Here is an 18,513-nt window from a genome sequence, read left to right as displayed (position 1 = left end):
ATGCCTTCTATTGACCAAGCGGCATCCGCTTCAACGGAAAAATGGCTGACGGTGGTCGGCATCGGGGAAGATGGCATGGCCGGTCTCGGCGAGAATGCGCGGCGGGCGATCGCGGCGGCGGAGCATGTTTTCGGCGGCAAGCGTCATCTGACGCTCGCCGAAACGTTCGTCCACGGACAAGCACATCGCTGGCCCGTTCCCTTCGACGCCTCGATGAGAGACGTGCTCGCGCTGCGCGGCAAGGCGGTGTGCGTGCTCGCATCCGGCGACCCGCTACATTTCGGCGTCGGCACCACGCTGGCGCGCCTCGTGCCTGCGCGGGAGATGACGTTCATCCCCGCCCCTTCCGCCTTCAGCCTTGCCGCCGCGCGGCTCGGCTGGGCGCTGCAGGACGTCGCGACCACGTCGCTGCATGGCAGGCCTCTCGACCTCCTGCGGCCGGAGCTGCATCCGGGCCGGCGGATCATCGCGCTCACCTCGGACGGAGAAGCGCCCGCGATGATCGCCGCCCTGCTTCGCGAGGCCGGCTTCGGCCGATCGCGGATGACCGTCCTGGAAGCGCTTGGCGGAAAGGGGGAAAAGGTCACCGTCCACCGGGCGGACACGTTCGATGCCGGCGCGGCCGATCCGCTCAACGTCGTCGCGATCGAAGTCGAGGCGTCGGAAAACCCGCGCATACTGACGCTGGCCGCCGGCCTGCCGGACGCTCTCTTCGAGCATGACGGCCAGATCACCAAGCGCGAAATCCGCGCCGTCACGCTCTCCTCGCTCGCGCCTCGGCATGGCGAGCTGCTCTGGGACGTCGGGGCGGGTTCCGGCTCCGTCGCCATCGAATGGATGCTTGCCGACCCGTCGCTGCGCGCGATCGCCGTGGAGGGCGACGCCGAGCGTGCCGCACGCATCGCGCGCAACGCGACCGCTTGCGGCGTGCCCTTGCTCGACGTGAGGCACGGCAATGCGCCGGCCGCATTGGAAGGGCTTGAACCGCCCGACGCGGTCTTCATCGGCGGAGGAGCGGCCGACGAAGGCGTTCTCGACGCGGCGATCGGCGCGCTGCGGGCCGGCGGGCGGCTGGTGGCGAACGCGGTTACGCTGGAGACCGAGGCCTTGTTCCTCACCCGGCAGGCGAGGCTCGGCGGCGATCTGATCCGCATCGGCATCTCGCGCGCCGGACCCGTCGGCTCGATGACGGCGTGGCGGCAGGCGATGCCAGTCACGCAATGGATGTGGGTGAAGCCATGATCGTCGCGGGAATAGGTTGCCGGAAAAATGTCGCGGCGGACGCGGTCCTCGCCGCGATCGATCGTGCGCTGGAAGACCACGGGCGTTCGCGGCAAGACCTTTCCGCCCTCGCCACCGGTTCCATCAAAAAGGACGAGATGGCGATCGCCGCTACCGCGGAAAGGTTGAGATTGCCGCTCGTGCTGGTCGAGCAGGCCGAACTCGAAACGCCGCGGACGATCACACATTCACCGAAAGCGGTCGCCGCCACCGGGGTCGGTTCGCTTTCCGAGGCCGCGGCGCTCTCCGCCGCCGGGCCGGAAAGCCGCCTGCTCGGCCCCCGCATCATTCTCAATGACGTCGCTTGCGCGATTGCGACCAGCGGAGACGCCTCATGACGGTTCATTTCATCGGCGCCGGCCCTGGCGCGGCCGACCTCATCACCGTGCGCGGGCGCGATCTCATCGCCCGCTGCGAGGTCTGCCTTTATGCCGGCTCGATCGTGCCGGCGGAGCTTCTCGCCTATTGCCCGCAGGGCGCCCGCATCGTCGACACGGCGCCATTGTCGCTCGACGAGATCGAGCTGGAATTCGCGTCAGCCAGCAAGGCGGGAAAGGACGTGGCACGGCTTCATTCCGGCGATCTTTCGATGTGGAGCGCGGTCGCGGAGCAGATCCGCAGGCTCGACCGGCTCGGCCTTGCCTACACGCTCACGCCCGGCGTTCCCGCCTTCGCGGCAGCAGCCGCAGCGCTCGGCCGCGAACTCACCATTCCAGAAGTCGCGCAGAGCCTCGTGCTCACCCGTGTTTCAGGCCGCGCTTCGAAGATGCCGGACGGCGAAAGCCTCGCAGCCTTTGGCGCCAGCGGGACGACGCTCGCCATCCACCTCGCCATCCATGCGCTGGAACGGGTGGTGGAGGAGCTGATGCCGCTCTACGGGCGGGACTGCCCCGTCGCGATCGTCGCGCATGCCTCCTGGGAGCGGGAACGGATCATGCGCGGCACGCTCGGCACGATTTCAGGCCTCGCCGCCGCCGACCCGATCGAGCGCACGGCGATCATCTTCGTCGGGCCCGGCCTCGCAGCCGAGAATTTTCGCGAGAGCGCCCTTTACGATCCAACCTATCAGCGTCGTTTCAGGGGACGCGGGACATGAGCGTCGTGCAGGAAGCGATTGCGCGGCTGATACCGCATCTCACGCCGTTCGAGCCGGGCCATGTCTGGCTCGCCGGCGCCGGGCCCGGCAATGCCGGCTGCCTAACGCTCGACGTGATCCATGCGCTCGCCTCCGCCGACGCGGTGGTCTATGACGCGCTCGTCGAACCTTCGGTCGTCGAAACGGCCCGATCGGCGCAACTGGTCCATGCCGGCAAGCGCGGCGGCAAGGCTTCGGCCAGCCAGGACGAGATCACGGGGCTGCTGATCGAGCTCGCGCGCCAGGGCAAGCGCGTGCTGCGGCTGAAGGGTGGCGACCCGTTCGTGTTCGGTCGTGGTGGCGAGGAAGCGCTGGCGCTGGCACGCGCCGGCATCGGCTTCCGCATTCTGCCCGGCGTGACCTCCGCGCTCGGCGCGCTTGCCAGCGCCGGCATTCCAGCGACGATGCGCGGCACCAACAAGGCGATCATCCTCGCGACCGGGCACGCGGCCGGCGGCAAGGAGGACGTCGACTGGGCGGCGCTCGCCAAGACCGGCGAACCGATCCTCGTCTATATGGGCATGAGCAACCTCGCCCGGATCACCGATGCGCTCACCAGGGGCGGCCTGACGCCGTCCACGCCCGCCGCCCTCATCATGTCGGCGACGACGCCCCAGGAACGCGTTCTGATCTCCTCGCTCGGCTCGCTGGCGGCGGAAGCCAGCGCCCACGGCTTCGAATCCCCCGCAATCATCGTCGTCGGCGAGATCGTGCGGATGCGCTCCGAACTTCTCGGCCTCGCGCGGCAGGTGGAGGCCGGATGAGCGCGCGCGGCTTCATCATCGGCGCGGCGCGCTCGGGCTCGGGCAAGACCAGCGTCACGATCGGGCTGATGCGGGCGCTCCGTCGGCGCGGGCTTTCCGTGCGCGGGGCAAAATCCGGCCCCGACTACATCGATCCGGGCTTCCATGAGGCGGCGACAGGGCTCGCTGGCGTCAATCTCGATTCGTGGGCGATGCGTCCCGCCCTGCTCGACGGGTTCGCGGCGGAGATTTCCAGGGACGCGGATCTGGTGATCCTCGAAAGCGCCATGGGGCTCTTCGACGGAATCCGCAGCGAAACCGGTCGATCGGGTTCGGCTGCCGACCTTGCCCGCCGCTACCGCCTGCCGGTGGTGCTGGTGCTCGACGTTTCGGGACAGTCCCAGACGGCCGCGGCTATCGCCAAGGGCTTCGCCTGCTACGATCCGGAGGTGCGCATCGCCGGTGTGGTGCTCAACCGCGTCGGCAGCGAGCGCCACCGCGCCTATGCGGCCGAGGCGATCGAGGAGCTCGGCCTGCCGGTGGTCGGCTCGATCCTTCGCAATCCCGACATGGCGCTGCCGGAACGGCATCTCGGCCTCGTCCAGGCAAGCGAGCATGCCGGGCTCGAAGCCTTCATCGAAAGGCTTGCGAACGTGATGGAGGCCTCGATCGACCTCGATACGGTCACCTCCCTTGCCGCGCCCTTCGACCTGTCCGCCGGCGAGACCGAAGTCGCGATCGATCCGCCCGGGCAGCGCATCGCCCTGGCCAGCGATACGGCGTTCACTTTCCTCTATCCGCACCTGGCGCGGCAATGGCGCCGGGCGGGCGCGGAAATCCTGCCGTTCTCACCGCTCGCCGACGAAGGACCGGACATGAGCTGCGACGTCTGCTGGCTGCCGGGCGGCTATCCCGAGCTCCACGCGGGCAGGATCGCGCAGGCGGTCGATTTCAAGGCACTGACCGCGCGTTTCGCGGCTTCGAAACCCGTCCATGGCGAGTGCGGCGGCTTCATGGTTCTCGGTGAAATCCTGGAGGACGCGGCGGGCGAGCGCCACGCCATGCTCGGCCTGCTCGGCCATTCGACGAGCTTCGCGCAGCGCAGGATGAATCTCGGCTACCGCCAGGCGCGGCTGCGCCTCGACTGCGCGATCGGCAGGAAAGGCGAGACCGTCCGTGGCCACGAGTTCCATTATGCGCGCGTCGTCGAGCCGGGAGGCGACGCGCCTCTCGCAGACATTGCGGACGGACTCGGCAACGTGCTCGGCACTTCCGGCGGGCGGCGCGGGAACGTCACCGGCACCTTCTTCCACGCGATCGCGCGGAGCTGACATGACCGCCTTTGCAGCCCTCGTCCGCGACGCGACAGCCTGCCTCGCCTTCTACACGCGCCTGCCGGTGCCGCCCGCCCATGCGCAGGCACGGGATTTCGCGGCGGCGCAATGGGCGTCCCCGGTCGCGGGGCTGGCGGTCGCGGGGATCGGCGGCGGCGTGTTCTGGGCGGCCGGGATCGGCGGGCTCCCGCCGGCCCTGTGCGCGGTCGCGACGCTTGCCGCGATCCTGCTGGCGACGGGCTGCCTCCACGAAGACGGACTGGCCGACGTCGCCGACGGCTTCGGCGGCGGCGCGACGCGTGAGCGCAAGCTGGAGATCATGAAGGACAGCCGCATCGGCACCTATGGCGTCGTGGCGCTGGCGCTGGCGCTGCTGGCGCGCTGGTCGGCGCTCGCTGCCCTTGCCGATCCCGGCGGCGTGCTCTGCGCGCTGGTCGCCGCGCATGGCGCCTCGCGGGCGCTCTTCCCCGCCTTCATGCGGCATCTGCCGCCCGCCCGGCCGACCGGCCTTTCCGCGGGGATCGGCGCCATTCCGAAACCGGCCGCAACCGGCGCCCTCGCGCTCGGTACGACAAGCCTGGCGGCGCTCGGCCTGGGGCCGGCGATCCTCGCCGCCATCGCGCTCGCCGCCTGGTTCCTGCTGCTGGCCGCCCTCGCCCGGCGGCAGATCGGCGGACGGACCGGCGACGTGCTCGGCACCCTTCAGCAAGGCGCGGAAATCATCGTGCTTTTCGCCGCCTGCGCCTTCCTTGCCCAGCCCTGACCAACCAAAGAGGTTTCCCCGTGTCCTTTTCGTCGATGTCCCAATTGCGCAACGCCTGTCTCAAGCTGCCCGCCGGAAACGGCGAAGCGGCGGCCGAGGCGGCGGCGCGGCAGAACGTGCTCACCAAGCCGCTCGGCAGCCTCGGGCGACTGGAAGAGCTGGCGATCTGGATGGCCCGCTGGCAGGGCCGGCCGGTGCCCGGGCTCGACAAGGCCGAGGTCATCGTCTTCGCCGGCTCTCACGGCGTGACGGCGCGAGGCGTCTCGGCCTTCCCGGCCGAGGTGACGGCGCAGATGGTCGCCAATTTCGCCGCCGGGGGTGCCGCAATCAACCAGCTCGCGCGCGCCGCGGGAGCGGAACTGAAGGTGGTTTCGCTGGAGATCGAGCGCCCGACGAAGGATTTCACCTCCGGCGCGGCGATGAGCGAGGCGGAGTTTCTCGCCGCTGTCTCGGCTGGCTACGAGGCGGTTTCTCCTGACGGCGACCTCCTCTGCCTCGGCGAGATGGGCATAGGCAACACCACGGCGGCGGCGGCCCTCGCTGCCGCGCTCTTCGGCGGCGGCGGCGACTGGGTCGGGCGCGGAACCGGCGTCGACGATGCCGGGCTGAGACGAAAAGCCGAGGCGGTCGACGCCGCGCTTGCCCTGCATGCCGGCTCCTCCAGCGATCCGCTGTCGCTGTCCGCGGCCGTCGGCGGCAGGGAGCTTGCGGCGATCCTCGGAGCGGTGCTTGCCGCGCGCCATCACCGCATCCCCGTGCTGCTCGACGGCTTCGTCTGCACGGCCGCCGCGGCGCCGCTGGCGCGCCTCCATCCGGAAGGCCTCGCGCACGCCGTCAGCGCCCATATGTCGGCGGAGGCGGGCCACCGGCGGCTTCTCGACGCCTTGCGGCTAAATCCCCTGCTGGACCTCGGCATGCGGCTCGGCGAGGGTTCGGGCGCCTGCCTCGCGGTCAATGTCCTGCGCTCCGCGCTTGCCTGTCACACCGGCATGGCGAGCTTCGCCGAGGCCGGCGTCTCGACGGCCTGAAAGCCCTCCCTCTCCAGGAGGCTCATCGCAATCAGCCCCCTGTCGGTTCGTCAGCCGGGCGAAGCGTCATATCGCCTGCCTGCGCTGGTTTCGGTCGTCATTCGCTATCCTGGAAAGGAAAAGTTAACCTAGAGCTCCCACTTTCCGCGCAAGTCACACATCAGGAGAGACACACATGTCGCGATTTCTAATCGTGTCCCTCGCGGCGCTATCGCTCGCCGGTTGCGGATCGACCCCCGCCATGAGAACCGCCACCGGTGCGGCGATCGGTGCGGGCTCCGGCGCCCTGGCCGGCGCGGCTATCGCAGGAAGTAGCGGAGCCGTGGTCGGAGGCCTCGGGGGAGCAGCCGTAGGGGCCGTCGTCGGAGCCGGCCATTGATTCGAGAGCGTAACCGCCATTCCAGACGAGTATCCCGATCAGTCCGGAAGATATGAGTTCAGCGAAATGCGGCCGGCCGCATTTCGCTTTGGCGGCCGCATGCCGGCCGAAAGGGCCGGAACTCAAGAAAATTCTGGAATGCGCACAAGCGCGCTTGCTTGTCGGTCGGCGCCGTGTGTGATCTTCTAGCCAGGATTGAATCTTCCATAGGGGCGCGGGGCCCGTCCGAAACTCCAACGAGGAGCTCATCATGCGCTTCATCATCGCTTCCACTCTCATGATCCTGGCCTCGCTCAGCGCATATGCCGCTCCTCCGGAAGGGGCCAAGCTGTCCGAGATCATCGCCGAACTCGAGCAAAATCCGGACGTCGAATATATCGACGAAGTCGACTGGAACGACCGCGGCTACTACGAGATCGAATATTTCATGAAGAACGGCGCCAAGGCCGAGATCAGGATCGACCCCAAGACGGGAGCGGCTGTGAGATAGGCGTCGCGTCTCTCGCAAGCCTTATGCGCCAGCAAGGCTCCGGCTCAGACCGGAGCCTTTTTCGTTTTGTCTGGCTGCTTCCTCGAACGCACGGTCGATGCGCGCTCCCGACCTTGGAGACCGCGTCAAAGACGATCCTCCGTCCCCTGTGACGCTGCGCTTGGAAACGTCACCCCCTGCGGGCTTCCTCATGGGCCGGCAGCTATATAGATTTCCAGATCGGATGAATGCCGTCGGTTGGAGGCAGATGTGCGCGGCTTTGACTTCACTTCCTGGCAGGGGCTGCTGTTCACGCTCGTGGGCATTGCCCTGTTCACGCTGATCAGCATGGGCATCCGGCTGATCATGATGTTCACGATCCAGCAGCGGCGCGAACGCGTCAACCGACAGATCAACGAGCGCCTGAAGACGCTCATCGCGGCCTACAAGACGCTCGGCGGGTCGTTTACCGGAACGCTGACGGTCGATCCGACCCATCTCAGGGATCTGCGGGCGAAACGAGCGGAGGAAGGCGCCGAAGGCCTGGACCTTTCGAGTGGTTCCGAGCGATCGCGACGCATACGCGACGCGGTGGAAGCGGCATTGTCGGACATCATCCTGCTCGGCACCGAGGAGCAGGTGCGACTGGCCGAGCGGGCCGCGCGTGAACTGGTCGCCGGCCAGCCGGTGCGAACGGATCTGCTCGTCGTTTCGCTCCGCAATTTCATTCGGGAGGCACTGGACCTCGCACCGGTTCCCTCCGATCTCGAAGTGCCCTTTCAGGGTCCCGCGCGCCCCTCGAGCTCGGGAGGCCGCGGCAGAAGCGAAGGTGGCGCCGGTCGCGGCGGCGGCGGAGGTGGCGGAGGAATGGGTGCAGGCGGTGGCGGGATGGGCCTGGGAGCCGCCGGGGAGCAAACCACGGAAGCCGCCGACCCTGCTTCAAGGTAGCGGCAAATTTCGAAAGGTCTCGTCACCATTTGGTTGAAAAGAATGGCGGGAGTGACGGGGCTCGAACCCGCGACCTCCGGCGTGACAGGCCGGGGGAACCTACCTGCCCACTTTGCCGACCATCTTCCCATTGATCCACATGACGGAGCTGTCCGTCGGCGGATGCAGTCTCAGGCCGATGTTCTTGGAGCCGCATTCGAGCACTTCAGCTTCGGCACGAGCGCGTCATGCATGGAGCCGTGATCTGGCCCGAGCAGGTCACGCAGGGCCAGCATATCAAGATCAGCCTGATGGGCGCAGGCTGGGTTTTTGCCACCACTCAGACAAGGTGTCGCGGCTGTCGATGAACGCTTGGATTGTCCCCTTACCCACGGCGGGCCTCACCTCTCCCCAATACAAAAGAAGCCCCGCCACCTTTCGGCAGCGGGGCAATCACTTCTCAGCGAAACATACTTTAGGTATTCATCCGGTGTAGGCTGCGGATACGGAATCGAGGCGGTAGCCAGGGTCAGCGCCGCAGTATCTGCAACGGTGTCCTTGCCTGCCAGCCCTGGCGTTCAAGCTCCGGTGTGTCGTCGGCGTGAGCGGGATAGCCCAGACACAGGTAGCCGATGAAGGCCCAGTGCGATGGCACATCCAGGGTCGTGGCCACGGCGGCGGGATCCAGAATCGACACCCATCCGACCCCAATACCCTCGGCCCGCGCCGCCAGCCACAGGGTATGAATGGCCATCACGGTTGAATAGCGCATCGTCTCGGGCATGGTGCGCCGCCCCAGGCCATGACCTTGCGGTGTGCTGTCATCGGCAAACACCGCCAGATGAACTGGAGCCTCCTGCAAGCCGGCCAGTTTGAGCTTGGCATAGGCAGGAGCCCGCTCAGTAGGCTCGCTCCTCAAGGCTTGTGCATTGCAGACTTCAAAGTTCTCAACGATTGCGGCACGCCGTTGCGGGTCATCCACGAGCACGAAGCGCCAGGGCTGGCTCAGGCCCACAGACGGTGCCAAGTGAGTCAGTTCAAGCAGGTGCGTGAGTACATCCGGCGCAATTGGACTCGACTGAAAGTGCCGAACATCCCGGCGCCAGAGGAACAGTTCACGTAGCTGATAACGGAACGCCTGCGTAAAGACAGGGACAGGCAGCGATTTCTCCATGCCCTATGGTAGTGAGAATATCTGAATGACGCCAGCGGATGGGTAGCCATTGCGTTCTTCACGGCGGCGGTCTGCCGGTCAGCCACGTGTAGGCACCAATGAGCCAGCCGGCGAGCATGACCGCCGTCGCCTTGCCTCGGAACAGAACCAATACAAAAAGTTGAAACTCGGATCGGAAAAGAGTTGAAACTTTTTCAGAGGCTTTTCGCCAACCCCTTGAAAAGAATGGCGCGAGTGACGGGGCTCGAACCCGCGACCTCCGGCGTGACAGGCCGGCACTCTAACCGACTGAGCTACACCCGCGCATTGGACGTTCGCGCCGCAGCGCCGTTCGTCGTGGGCGTGAATTAAGTGGTTCTCCGTGGAGTGTCAAGCACACTCTGACGCAATTTGTGACATTCTCGCGTGGATGTTCGAAACCTTCTCCACAGCCGTGTGAAACCGGCCGTTGCGGCAGCTTCTTTCCGCTGAAAGCCCCTTGCGGAACAACGGCTAACCGCTTAAACGTCCCCGCCAAGGATGGGCGATTAGCTCAGTTGGTAGAGCGCTTCGTTTACACCGAAGATGTCGGGAGTTCGAGTCTCTCATCGCCCACCATCCTTTCCGCGACATTCCGAGACATCCTCCGCCCGCCGCTTTCCGGCGTCGCGCGTTCGTGGAACAGCGCGTGCCGATTTCATCGGCCCAAAAAAGAAAAGCCGGGACAGGCCCGGCTTTTTGAAGGTTAGGGATGCGCGATCTTAGTTGACCGCGTCCTTGAGGCCCTTGCCGGCCGAGAATTTCGGCACGTTACGGGCCGGAATCTTCACTTCCGCGCCGGTCTGCGGGTTGCGGCCGGTCGAAGCCTCGCGCTTGGAAACCGAGAAGTTGCCGAAGCCGACGAGACGGACGTCCCCACCCTTCTTGAGTTCAGTCGTGATAGCGGAAAACACCGCGTCGACCGCAGACTGCGCATCTCCCTTGGAGAGCTTCGCTTCTTCGGCGACGGCGGATACGAGTTCGTTCTTGTTCATAAAAAACTTCCCTTCCCTGTGAAAGGCCGGATTTTCGACTCAACCGGCAGGAGACGAAGTTTAGGGAAAAGGGGTGGGGCAACCAAGCGGGAATATGCCTTCAACGCCCGGTTTTTCCCGGTTTTCTGCGGGTTTGAAGCAAAAAGGCCGGGCTTTCGACCCGGCCTTTCCGCAAAATTCGCCTTGACGCAGCGTCAGTGCGCGAGCTGTGCCGCTCCGGCCTCCTCGGCCGCCGGGGCCGGCGCATCGACCGGCTCGACCCATTCGATGGGCTCGGGCATGCGCACCAGGGCATGCTGGAGCACCTCACCGACGCGGCTGACCGGAACGATTTCCAGCCCGCTCTTCACGTTGTCGGGAATGTCGGCGAGGTCCTTGGCGTTCTCTTCCGGTATCAGCACCTTCTTGATGCCGCCGCGAAGCGCTGCAAGCAGCTTCTCCTTGAGACCGCCGATCGGCAGCACCCTGCCCCGCAGCGTGATCTCGCCGGTCATGGCGATATCCTTGCGGACCGGTATGCCGGTCAGGATCGAGACGATAGCGGTGGCCATCGCCACGCCCGCCGACGGGCCATCCTTCGGCGTCGCGCCTTCCGGCACGTGCACGTGGATGTCGCGCTTGTCGAAGAGCGGCGGCTCGACGCCGAAGTCGATCGCCCTCGAGCGGACGTAGGAAGCCGCCGCCGAGATCGATTCCTTCATCACGTCGCGCAGGTTGCCGGTCACCGTCATCCTGCCCTTGCCGGGCATCATCACGCCTTCGATCGTCAGCAGCTCGCCGCCGACCTCGGTCCAGGCAAGCCCGGTGACGACGCCGACCTGATCCTCGCCCTCGGCCTGGCCGAAGCGGAAGCGCGGCACGCCGAGATAGTCCGCGAGGTTCTTCTCGGTCACCTTCACTGACTTCTTCTTGGTCCGCAGGATCTCGGTCACCGCCTTGCGCGCCAGCTTCATCAGCTCGCGCTCGAGGTTACGCACGCCCGCCTCGCGGGTGTAGGTCTGGATGACCGCGCGCAGCGCCTCGTCGGTGACGGAGAACTCCTTCGGCTGCAGGGCGTGGTCGCGCACGGCCTTCGGCAGCAGGTGCCGCTTGGCGATCTCGACCTTCTCGTCCTCGGTGTAGCCGGCGATGCGGATGATCTCCATGCGGTCCATCAGGGCCGGCGGGATGTTCAGCGTATTCGCCGTGGTCACGAACATCACGCTCGAGAGATCGTATTCGACCTCCAGATAGTGATCCATGAAGGACGAGTTCTGCTCGGGATCCAGCACCTCCAGCAGCGCCGACGACGGATCGCCGCGGAAGTCCATGCCCATCTTGTCGATCTCGTCGAGCAGGAAGAGCGGATTGGACTTCTTCGCCTTCTTCATCGACTGGATGACCTTGCCGGGCATCGAGCCGATATAGGTGCGCCGGTGACCGCGGATTTCGGCCTCGTCACGCACGCCGCCGAGCGCCATGCGGATGAACTCGCGGCCGGTCGCCTTGGCGATCGACTTGCCCAGCGAGGTCTTGCCCACGCCGGGAGGTCCGACGAGGCACAGGATCGGGCCCTTCAGCTTCTTCTGGCGGCTCTGCACCGCGAGATACTCGACGATGCGCTCCTTGACCTTGTCGAGGCCGAAATGATCGGCATCGAGCACTTCCTGGGCGTAGCCGAGGTCCTTCTTGACCTTGGACGGCTTGCCCCACGGGATCGAAAGCAGCCAGTCGAGGTAATTGCGCACGACGGTCGCCTCGGCCGACATCGGAGACATCGTCCGCAGCTTCTTCAGCTCGGCATCGGCCTTCTCGCGCGCTTCCTTGGACAGCTTGGTCTTCTTGATGCGCTCCTCGAGTTCGGCGGCCTCGTCGCGGCCGTCCTCGCCCTCGCCGAGCTCCTTCTGGATCGCCTTCATCTGCTCGTTGAGGTAGTACTCGCGCTGGGTCTTCTCCATCTGGCGCTTGACGCGCGAGCGGATGCGCTTCTCCACCTGGAGCACGGAGATTTCGGCTTCCATGAAGCCCATCGCCTTTTCCAGCCGCTCGCGCACGGAGAGCGTGCCGAGCATTTCCTGCTTCTCGGCGATCTTGATCGCGAGATGCGAGGCGACGGTGTCGGCGAGCTTCGAATAGTCGTCGATCTGGCTGGCCGCGCCGACCACCTCGGGCGAAATCTTCTTGTTCAGCTTGACGTAGTTCTCGAAGTCGGAAACCACCGAGCGCGCGAGCGCCTCGATCTCGACTTCCTCTTCCTCCGGCTCGGCCAGCGTCACGGCCTGCGCCTCATGGAAATCCTCACGGTCGGTGAAGCTTTCGATCCGCGCGCGCGCGGTGCCTTCCACCAGCACCTTCACGGTGCCGTCGGGAAGCTTCAGCAACTGGAGAACGTTGGCGAGCGTGCCGACGTCGAAGATGGCATCCGCGGACGGATCGTCGTCGGCGGCGTTCTTCTGCGTGGCAAGCAGGATCTGCTTGTCGGCGCCCATCACCTCTTCAAGCGCCTTGATCGACTTCTCGCGCCCTACGAAGAGCGGAACGATCATATGCGGGAAAACAACAATGTCGCGAAGCGGCAAGACCGCAAACACGCCTGCGCCTGAAGACCGGGTTGATTTGGTCATTGTCCAACCTTTCATTTCGCGGCCGCTCTTGGGCCAACCGCGAATCTCATATTAGCGACCGTCGGGCTTTCCGCCTACCGCCGAAGAACTCGGCGGGCTGTCAGCACGGATCACCTGGACGATCCGACACTGCTTAGTTGGCGTCACCGAGGGCAAAGATCAAGAGCGAAGGAAACGCACATCCGATGACAGCGAAACGGCGCCGCGAGGGCGCCGTCCGGGGTCTCGATCAGGCGCTTGCGCTTCCCTTTTCCTTCTCACGCTCCGCATAGATGTAGAGCGGACGGGCGTTGCCCTGCACCACCTCTTCGGAGATCACCACTTCCTGAACGCCCTCGAGCGCCGGAAGCTCGAACATCGTGTCGAGCAGGATGGCTTCCATGATGGAGCGCAGGCCGCGCGCGCCGGTCTTGCGTTCGATCGCCTTCTTGGCGATCGCCGAGAGCGCGCCCTCGTGGAAGGTCAGCTCGACATTCTCCATCTCGAACAGCCGCTGGTACTGCTTCACCAGCGCGTTCTTCGGCTCCGTCAGGATCTGGATCAGCGCCGGCTCGTCGAGATCCTCGAGCGTGGCCAGGACAGGCAGGCGGCCGACGAATTCCGGGATGAGGCCGAACTTCAGCAGATCCTCCGGCTCGACCTGACGGAACAGATCGCCGGTGCGGCGATCCTCGGGAGAGGCGACCGTCGCGCCGAAGCCGATCGACGTCTTGCGGCCGCGGTCGGAGATGATCTTGTCGAGGCCGGCGAAGGCGCCACCGCAGATGAACAGGATGTTGGCCGTGTCCACCTGCAGGAATTCCTGCTGGGGATGCTTGCGGCCGCCCTGAGGCGGAACCGAGGCCACCGTGCCTTCCATGATCTTCAGCAGCGCCTGCTGGACGCCCTCGCCCGAAACGTCGCGGGTGATCGAGGGGTTGTCCGACTTGCGGCTGATCTTGTCGATCTCGTCGATGTAGACGATGCCGCGCTGGGCGCGCTCGACGTTGTAGTCGGCCGACTGCAGCAGCTTGAGGATGATGTTCTCGACATCCTCGCCGACATAACCCGCCTCCGTCAGCGTCGTCGCATCGGCCATGGTGAACGGCACGTCGATGATGCGGGCGAGCGTCTGCGCAAGCAGCGTCTTGCCGCAGCCGGTCGGACCGATCAGCAGAATGTTCGATTTCGCCAGCTCGACGTCGTTGTTCTTGCCGGCATGGGCGAGGCGCTTGTAGTGGTTGTGCACGGCCACGGACAGGACGCGCTTCGCATAGGGCTGGCCGATCACGTAATCGTCCAGCACGGAGAGTATTTCCTGCGGGGTCGGCACGCCCTCGCGGGACTTCACCATCGAGGTCTTGTTCTCCTCGCGGATGATGTCCATGCACAGCTCAACGCATTCATCGCAGATGAACACGGTCGGGCCCGCGATCAGCTTGCGGACCTCGTGCTGGCTCTTGCCGCAGAACGAGCAGTACAGCGTGTTCTTGGAATCGCCGCCACCGTTGCTGATCTTGCTCATATTTCAAGTCCTTTCGGCACTGTCCGAACCGGCCGGTACCGCCGATCCGCAGGCTCAACTCTATGGCGGGAACGCATCCCTGCCAATGCCTTCCCATTCCAGTGAAACCGTTTGCGAACGAAATACATACCCCAAACGGCCCTGACGGCTCGCAAATCCCCAGTAAAAGCTAAGCCGCCGAAACTCAACAGAGGCTTAACGTAGAGCGGGGCATGCCCCGTGGGAACAGCAAATTGTGACCGAATTGGCGCACCGTCCTCAAAAAATGGTCACCTTTCGCAGGACGGCCTCCATCAAGTGGCCGGCGCGCCCTCGATCAGCTCGCGCGACGAGATCACCTTGTCGATGAGACCGAAGTCCTTCGCCTCGTCGGCGGTCATGAAATGGTCGCGGTCGAGCGTCCGTTCGATCGTCTCGTAATCCTTGCCGGTGTGCTTGACATAGACCTCGTTGAGGCGACGCTTCAGCTTGATGATGTCCTGGGCGTGGCGCTCGATGTCGGAGGCCTGCCCGGAGAAGCCGCCGGAAGGCTGGTGAACCATGATGCGCGCGTTGGGCGTGGCGAAACGCATGTCCGGGTGGCCCGCCGTCAGCAGCAGGGAGCCCATCGATGCCGCCTGACCGATGCAGAGCGTCGAGACGGCCGGCTTGATGAACTGCATCGTGTCGTAAATCGCCATGCCGGACGTCACCACGCCGCCGGGCGAATTGATGTAGAGGGAGATTTCCTTTTTCGGATTCTCCGCTTCCAGGAAGAGGAGCTGCGCGCAGACGAGCGTCGCCATGCCGTCCTCGACCGGGCCGGTGATGAAGATGATGCGTTCCTTGAGCAGTCGCGAGAAGATATCGTAGGCGCGCTCGCCCCGATTGGTCTGCTCGACCACCATCGGCACGAGATTCATTGCGGTTTCCAGGGGGTGCTTCATCGATAGTCCCTTTGTCAGGTGGGATTCGCGCGCCAGACGGCAGAATCGTGGTTCCAGATCATCTGTTAAATAGGATGCCGGCTCCCGCTTGTGCAAGCCCGACGGAGGCGCCGCCGAAGCTGCGCGGCGAAACCGCTTCGCGAGCGGCGTTTCAGACGGTTTCGGCGCGCAGCCAAGCCGCCAGGTCGGCCCCTTTTCCGCTCTGCACGGCTTCGGCCACGCGCCGGCCGACTGCCGCGCCGAATTTGTAGCCGTGACCGGAGCAGGCCGAAACCACCAGCGCCCTGCCCTTCTGCGTGCAGAAGAAGCGCTTATCGTCGGTGAACGTATAGGCGCAGGTAATCACTTCCCTCACGGTATATTCGCGGAGCCGTGCCATCGGCGGGTGGAAGAGGTCGCGGATCGCCTCGCCCTCGCCTTCGGCAGCCACGCGATCCGCGTTAGGATCGTCCGCTTTCCTCTTGTGCAGGCCCGAGCCGAACTTCAGACGCCCTTCGCCGGACGGCGGGATGATGTAGCCGTCGGTCCCGCCGCCGACGTCGAGGATGACGGGAGCAGCCTCCCAGGCCTCCCTGAGGTCGGCCGGCGGATCGAGATAGACGACCGCCGTGCGGTAGGTGGTCAGCGTGCCGGCCAGCTCCGGAAAGAGTTTCAGCACCCAGGCGCCGGCGGTGACGACGACACGATCGGCCTCCAGCACCTGTCCGTCGGCGATCTCGACCGAGCCGGCCTCCGCATCGACCGCCGTGACGCGCGCATTCTCCCGCACGTCGCAGCCGTTCGCCCGCAGCCATTCCGCGATCCCGGTTGCGATGCGGCGGCAATGCAGCGCACCGCCTTCCTCCGACACGAAGGCGTAGCGGAAACTGCCGGGTTCCAGGAACGGCCAGCGACGCGCCGCCTCGTCCGGCTCGACCAGCTCGAACGCATAGCCGCCGGCCTTCAAACCGTCGAGATAGGTCTCCGCCTCGTCGCCCTCCTCGCGCGACACGCACATGAAGCCGCGCGCGTCGTAATGGCTCTGGCCGAGATCGGTCCAAAGCTCGTCCCAGGCATGGTAGGCCTCGGTAATCGCCTTGCCGTAGCCGGTCGTCGCGCCATAGGCACGACGGATGATGCGGTGGTAGTCGCCGGAGGCGGCAAGCGGATTCGGGATCGTCCCCTGCTCCAGAAGCACGACCTCATGGCCATGCTTAGTCAACGCCCAGGCCGTCGACAGTCCCGCGATACCCGCCCCCACCACGATGATCCGCATTCGCCGCTCCGCTTCCCGTTGCCTGCCTGTCGCGGCAACATACGGGCTGGAACCGGGATAACAAGTCGGGCTAAGGAGCAAGGATGAGCAATTCGACAGATATTCCATCCTATATCCAGGCCGACCTTGCGACGCGCCGCGTCCGGCTCGATCCGCACACCCCGCAATTCGTGCAGGATCCCTACCAGGCATATGCTTTCTTCCATCGCCACTGCCCGGTCTTCTTGTGGGAGGACTACGGCATGTGGTGCCTGTCGTCCTACGACGACGTGAACCGCCTTTTTCGCGACCGGCGCTTCGGCCGCGAGCGGCCCGGCGGCTACATGGCGAATGTCCTGCGGAAAGGCGGACGTGCCCATCTCGCCGATTTCGACCGGGCCGAGGCCCATTCGATGCTCGAACTGGAGCCGCCGGTCCATACGAGGCTCAGGACGCTGGTCAACCGCGCCTTCGTCTCCCGCCAGGTCGAACGCCTGCGGCCGCGCATCGAGAAGCTGACGAACGAGCTGATCGACCGTTTCGAGGGTGAAGGTTCGGCGGATCTCATTCCCGACTTCGCGACCCCGATCCCGGCGACCGTCATCGCCGAGATGATGGGCGTGCCCGCCGAAACCGGCCCGCAGCTCGTCGCCTGGTCCAACGACATGGTGCGCATGTACATGCACCAGCCGACGCGCGCGACCGAGGAGCAGGCCAACGCCTCTGCGAAGGCGTTTTCAGAATTCATCCGCTTTCACGCCGCCGAGCGCCGCAAAAGCCCGGGCGACGACCTGCTCAGCGTGTTGATCGCGGCGCATGAGAGCGGCGAGAAGCTCTCCGAGGACGAACTCGTCTCCTCGGCGATCCTGCTTCTCAACGCCGGTCACGAGGCGACCGTGCACCAGACCGGAAACGCCGTGCGGTCGATCCTCGCGCAAGGCGGCGACCCGCGCCGTTTCTTCGCCTCGCCCGAGGCCGCTGCCGCGACGGTCGAGGAATGCCTGCGCCACGACGCGCCGCTGCACATGTTCACGCGCTATGCCTATGAGGAAGTCGAGCTGGAAGGCGGCGCCCGCCTGAAACCCGGCGAGCAGGTCGCGCTGCTGCTCGGCGCGGCCAACAACGATCCCAGGGCCTTCGAGACGCCGCGCGCGTTCCTGCCGGGGCGGCCGGACCAGAAGAACGTTTCCTTCGGCGCCGGCATCCATTTCTGTGTTGGCGCCCCGCTGGCACGGCTGGAGATGCAGGTCACGCTCGCCGTGCTCTTCGAGCGGCTTCCCCGCCTGCGTCTCGCCGAAGAGCCGAGCTATCGCGACATCTATCATTTCCACGGGCTGGAAAGGCTGACCGTGGCGTGGTGAGAGCCGGGCCGCGAAACACCTTGAGGTAAACAATCGCCGCCCAAGATGAACTCGCCTACAGCCTGATCACATATTCCTTGCGAGTCGTTTCAATGACTTCCCAGCTTCCCTTGAAGCCGGGCCTCAGGATGAAACTGTCGCCGGCCCTGACCGTGCGCGCGTCGCCACCCTCCTCGGCTATCACCGAGACGCCCGAAAGGATGTGGCAGAACTCCCATTCCTCATACTCGATGCGCCATTTGCCGGGCGTCGCTTCCCAGATGCCGGCATAGAGCCCGCCCTCGGCTTCCTCGACGTTCCAGGTACGGAATCTGGGATCGCCGGAGATGATTCGACCGAGCGCGGGTGCTCCATCCTCCACGACGGCTTGCGAGACGTCGAGAGTGAGAAATCTTGAGATTGTCATCGCTGTGTTTCCGGTGCGTCCTTCGAGGCTCGCTGCGCTCGCACCTCAGGATGAGGGAGGACGTGCACCAAGCCATATCTTCGCGGGCTCGAAATCCACAGCCGGCCTGCGCCAGACATGCTGCCCGGGATCAAGCGGCACGCATCGAACCCACTGCGCAGCGGGTTCCAGCACCGCCGCCCTCATCCTGAGGCGCGAGCGCAGCGAGCCTCGAAGGACGCACCAAGCCATAT

Annotated in this window: 17 protein-coding genes and 2 tRNA genes; 11 read left to right on the top strand and 8 right to left on the bottom strand. The window is 65.4% G+C overall.

The genetic code is table 11. The features are described from left to right. The 9 genes from XW59_RS14580 to XW59_RS14535 all read left to right on the top strand — a co-directional run bounded on the left by XW59_RS14580 (nt 1) and on the right by XW59_RS14535 (nt 8,080). On the top strand, nt 1-1,242 hold the full coding sequence (locus XW59_RS14580) for a bifunctional cobalt-precorrin-7 (C(5))-methyltransferase/cobalt-precorrin-6B (C(15))-methyltransferase (RefSeq protein WP_047146335.1): 1,242 nt from the start codon (nt 1-3) through the stop codon (nt 1,240-1,242). After that, entirely contained in the window at nt 1,221-1,619 is a 399-nt protein-coding gene (locus XW59_RS14575; RefSeq protein ID WP_246666098.1) for a cobalamin biosynthesis protein, read from the top strand. Before XW59_RS14580 ends, XW59_RS14575 begins: the two co-directional genes overlap by 22 nt. After that, on the top strand, nt 1,616-2,377 hold the full coding sequence (gene cobM / locus XW59_RS14570) for a precorrin-4 C(11)-methyltransferase (protein WP_047146337.1): 762 nt from the start codon (nt 1,616-1,618) through the stop codon (nt 2,375-2,377). Before XW59_RS14575 ends, cobM begins: the two co-directional genes overlap by 4 nt. Continuing rightward, nucleotides 2,374-3,180, top strand: a complete 807-nt coding sequence (gene cobA / locus XW59_RS14565) for a uroporphyrinogen-III C-methyltransferase (RefSeq protein ID WP_047146338.1) — start codon at nt 2,374-2,376, stop codon at nt 3,178-3,180. The genes cobM and cobA overlap by 4 nt, the downstream gene beginning before the upstream one ends. Further along, nucleotides 3,177-4,490 carry a cobyrinate a,c-diamide synthase gene (locus XW59_RS14560; RefSeq protein WP_047146339.1) on the top strand — a complete coding sequence of 438 codons (1,314 nt, stop codon included), beginning with the start codon at nt 3,177-3,179 and terminating at the stop codon, nt 4,488-4,490. The genes cobA and XW59_RS14560 overlap by 4 nt, the downstream gene beginning before the upstream one ends. Nucleotide 4,491: 1 nt before the next feature. Beyond that, on the top strand, nt 4,492-5,256 hold the full coding sequence (gene cobS, locus XW59_RS14555) for an adenosylcobinamide-GDP ribazoletransferase (RefSeq protein ID WP_047146340.1): 765 nt from the start codon (nt 4,492-4,494) through the stop codon (nt 5,254-5,256). Between the two features lie 20 nt (nt 5,257-5,276). Then, nucleotides 5,277-6,284 carry a nicotinate-nucleotide--dimethylbenzimidazole phosphoribosyltransferase gene (gene cobT / locus XW59_RS14550; protein ID WP_047146341.1) on the top strand — a complete coding sequence of 336 codons (1,008 nt, stop codon included), beginning with the start codon at nt 5,277-5,279 and terminating at the stop codon, nt 6,282-6,284. 629 nt (nt 6,285-6,913) lie between these two features. Next, on the top strand, nt 6,914-7,153 hold the full coding sequence (locus XW59_RS14540) for a PepSY domain-containing protein (protein ID WP_052958196.1): 240 nt from the start codon (nt 6,914-6,916) through the stop codon (nt 7,151-7,153). A 249-nt stretch (nt 7,154-7,402) separates the two neighbouring features. Further along, nucleotides 7,403-8,080 (top strand): hypothetical protein, encoded by a 678-nt coding sequence (locus tag XW59_RS14535; protein WP_047146402.1) that lies wholly within the window; start codon nt 7,403-7,405, stop codon nt 8,078-8,080. Nucleotides 8,081-8,588: 508 nt separating this feature from the next. Here the strand turns inward: XW59_RS14535 and bluB are convergent. Continuing rightward, complete coding sequence (gene bluB, locus XW59_RS14525) at nt 8,589-9,233, bottom strand: 5,6-dimethylbenzimidazole synthase (protein WP_047146343.1); 645 nt, start codon at nt 9,231-9,233, stop codon at nt 8,589-8,591. A 226-nt stretch (nt 9,234-9,459) separates the two neighbouring features. Then, nucleotides 9,460-9,536 (bottom strand) — tRNA-Asp (locus tag XW59_RS14520). 218 nt (nt 9,537-9,754) lie between these two features. Here XW59_RS14520 and XW59_RS14515 point away from each other — a divergent pair. Beyond that, nucleotides 9,755-9,830: transfer RNA gene (locus XW59_RS14515), tRNA-Val, on the top strand. A gap of 143 nt (nt 9,831-9,973) precedes the next feature. On the opposite strand, the gene hupB is transcribed toward XW59_RS14515, so the two are convergent. The 5 genes from hupB to XW59_RS14490 all read right to left on the bottom strand — a co-directional run bounded on the left by hupB (nt 9,974) and on the right by XW59_RS14490 (nt 16,534). Then, on the bottom strand, nt 9,974-10,246 hold the full coding sequence (gene hupB / locus XW59_RS14510; RefSeq protein ID WP_047146344.1) for a DNA-binding protein HupB: 273 nt from the start codon (nt 10,244-10,246) through the stop codon (nt 9,974-9,976). A 194-nt stretch (nt 10,247-10,440) separates the two neighbouring features. After that, the gene (lon, locus tag XW59_RS14505) at nt 10,441-12,849 is read right to left on the bottom strand and encodes an endopeptidase La (protein WP_047146345.1); all 2,409 of its coding nucleotides are present in this window, start codon (nt 12,847-12,849) and stop codon (nt 10,441-10,443) included. 229 nt (nt 12,850-13,078) lie between these two features. Further along, nucleotides 13,079-14,353 (bottom strand): ATP-dependent Clp protease ATP-binding subunit ClpX, encoded by a 1,275-nt coding sequence (gene clpX / locus XW59_RS14500; RefSeq protein WP_047146346.1) that lies wholly within the window; start codon nt 14,351-14,353, stop codon nt 13,079-13,081. A gap of 293 nt (nt 14,354-14,646) precedes the next feature. Then, nucleotides 14,647-15,279 carry an ATP-dependent Clp protease proteolytic subunit gene (locus tag XW59_RS14495; RefSeq protein WP_047146347.1) on the bottom strand — a complete coding sequence of 211 codons (633 nt, stop codon included), beginning with the start codon at nt 15,277-15,279 and terminating at the stop codon, nt 14,647-14,649. A gap of 151 nt (nt 15,280-15,430) precedes the next feature. Beyond that, nucleotides 15,431-16,534 carry an FAD-dependent oxidoreductase gene (locus XW59_RS14490; RefSeq protein WP_047146348.1) on the bottom strand — a complete coding sequence of 368 codons (1,104 nt, stop codon included), beginning with the start codon at nt 16,532-16,534 and terminating at the stop codon, nt 15,431-15,433. An 83-nt stretch (nt 16,535-16,617) separates the two neighbouring features. On the opposite strand from XW59_RS14490, the gene XW59_RS14485 reads away from it, so the two are divergent. After that, a complete protein-coding gene (locus XW59_RS14485) occupies nt 16,618-17,874 on the top strand; it encodes a cytochrome P450 (RefSeq protein WP_047146349.1) in 1,257 nt (418 codons plus the stop codon). A 55-nt stretch (nt 17,875-17,929) separates the two neighbouring features. Here the strand turns inward: XW59_RS14485 and XW59_RS14480 are convergent, their stop codons facing one another. Beyond that, entirely contained in the window at nt 17,930-18,280 is a 351-nt protein-coding gene (locus XW59_RS14480; protein ID WP_047146350.1) for a cupin domain-containing protein, read from the bottom strand. Nucleotides 18,281-18,513: the final 233 nt, after the last annotated feature.

The sequence above is a fragment of the Aquamicrobium sp. LC103 genome, from assembly GCF_001014615.2.
Classification (GTDB): Bacteria; Pseudomonadota; Alphaproteobacteria; order Rhizobiales; family Rhizobiaceae; genus LBCQ02.
Note: the sequence above shows the minus strand (reverse complement) of the source record. Positions and strands in the feature narration are given on the sequence as shown.

What these genes read in the sequence shown, in the direction of transcription:
- hupB (WP_047146344.1), bottom strand. Translation starts at nt 10,246, where the DNA reads ATGAACAAGAACGAACTCGTATCCGCCGTCGCCGAAGAAGCGAAGCTC.
- cobS (WP_047146340.1), top strand. Translation starts at nt 4,492, where the DNA reads ATGACCGCCTTTGCAGCCCTCGTCCGCGACGCGACAGCCTGCCTCGCC.
- cobM (WP_047146337.1), top strand. Translation starts at nt 1,616, where the DNA reads ATGACGGTTCATTTCATCGGCGCCGGCCCTGGCGCGGCCGACCTCATC.
- XW59_RS14540 (WP_052958196.1), top strand. Translation starts at nt 6,914, where the DNA reads ATGCGCTTCATCATCGCTTCCACTCTCATGATCCTGGCCTCGCTCAGC.
- lon (WP_047146345.1), bottom strand. Translation starts at nt 12,849, where the DNA reads ATGACCAAATCAACCCGGTCTTCAGGCGCAGGCGTGTTTGCGGTCTTG.
- XW59_RS14480 (WP_047146350.1), bottom strand. Translation starts at nt 18,280, where the DNA reads ATGACAATCTCAAGATTTCTCACTCTCGACGTCTCGCAAGCCGTCGTG.
- XW59_RS14490 (WP_047146348.1), bottom strand. Translation starts at nt 16,534, where the DNA reads ATGCGGATCATCGTGGTGGGGGCGGGTATCGCGGGACTGTCGACGGCC.
- XW59_RS14575 (WP_246666098.1), top strand. Translation starts at nt 1,221, where the DNA reads ATGGATGTGGGTGAAGCCATGATCGTCGCGGGAATAGGTTGCCGGAAA.
- XW59_RS14560 (WP_047146339.1), top strand. Translation starts at nt 3,177, where the DNA reads ATGAGCGCGCGCGGCTTCATCATCGGCGCGGCGCGCTCGGGCTCGGGC.
- clpX (WP_047146346.1), bottom strand. Translation starts at nt 14,353, where the DNA reads ATGAGCAAGATCAGCAACGGTGGCGGCGATTCCAAGAACACGCTGTAC.
- XW59_RS14495 (WP_047146347.1), bottom strand. Translation starts at nt 15,279, where the DNA reads ATGAAGCACCCCCTGGAAACCGCAATGAATCTCGTGCCGATGGTGGTC.
- XW59_RS14485 (WP_047146349.1), top strand. Translation starts at nt 16,618, where the DNA reads ATGAGCAATTCGACAGATATTCCATCCTATATCCAGGCCGACCTTGCG.
- XW59_RS14580 (WP_047146335.1), top strand. Translation starts at nt 1, where the DNA reads ATGCCTTCTATTGACCAAGCGGCATCCGCTTCAACGGAAAAATGGCTG.
- bluB (WP_047146343.1), bottom strand. Translation starts at nt 9,233, where the DNA reads ATGGAGAAATCGCTGCCTGTCCCTGTCTTTACGCAGGCGTTCCGTTAT.
- cobA (WP_047146338.1), top strand. Translation starts at nt 2,374, where the DNA reads ATGAGCGTCGTGCAGGAAGCGATTGCGCGGCTGATACCGCATCTCACG.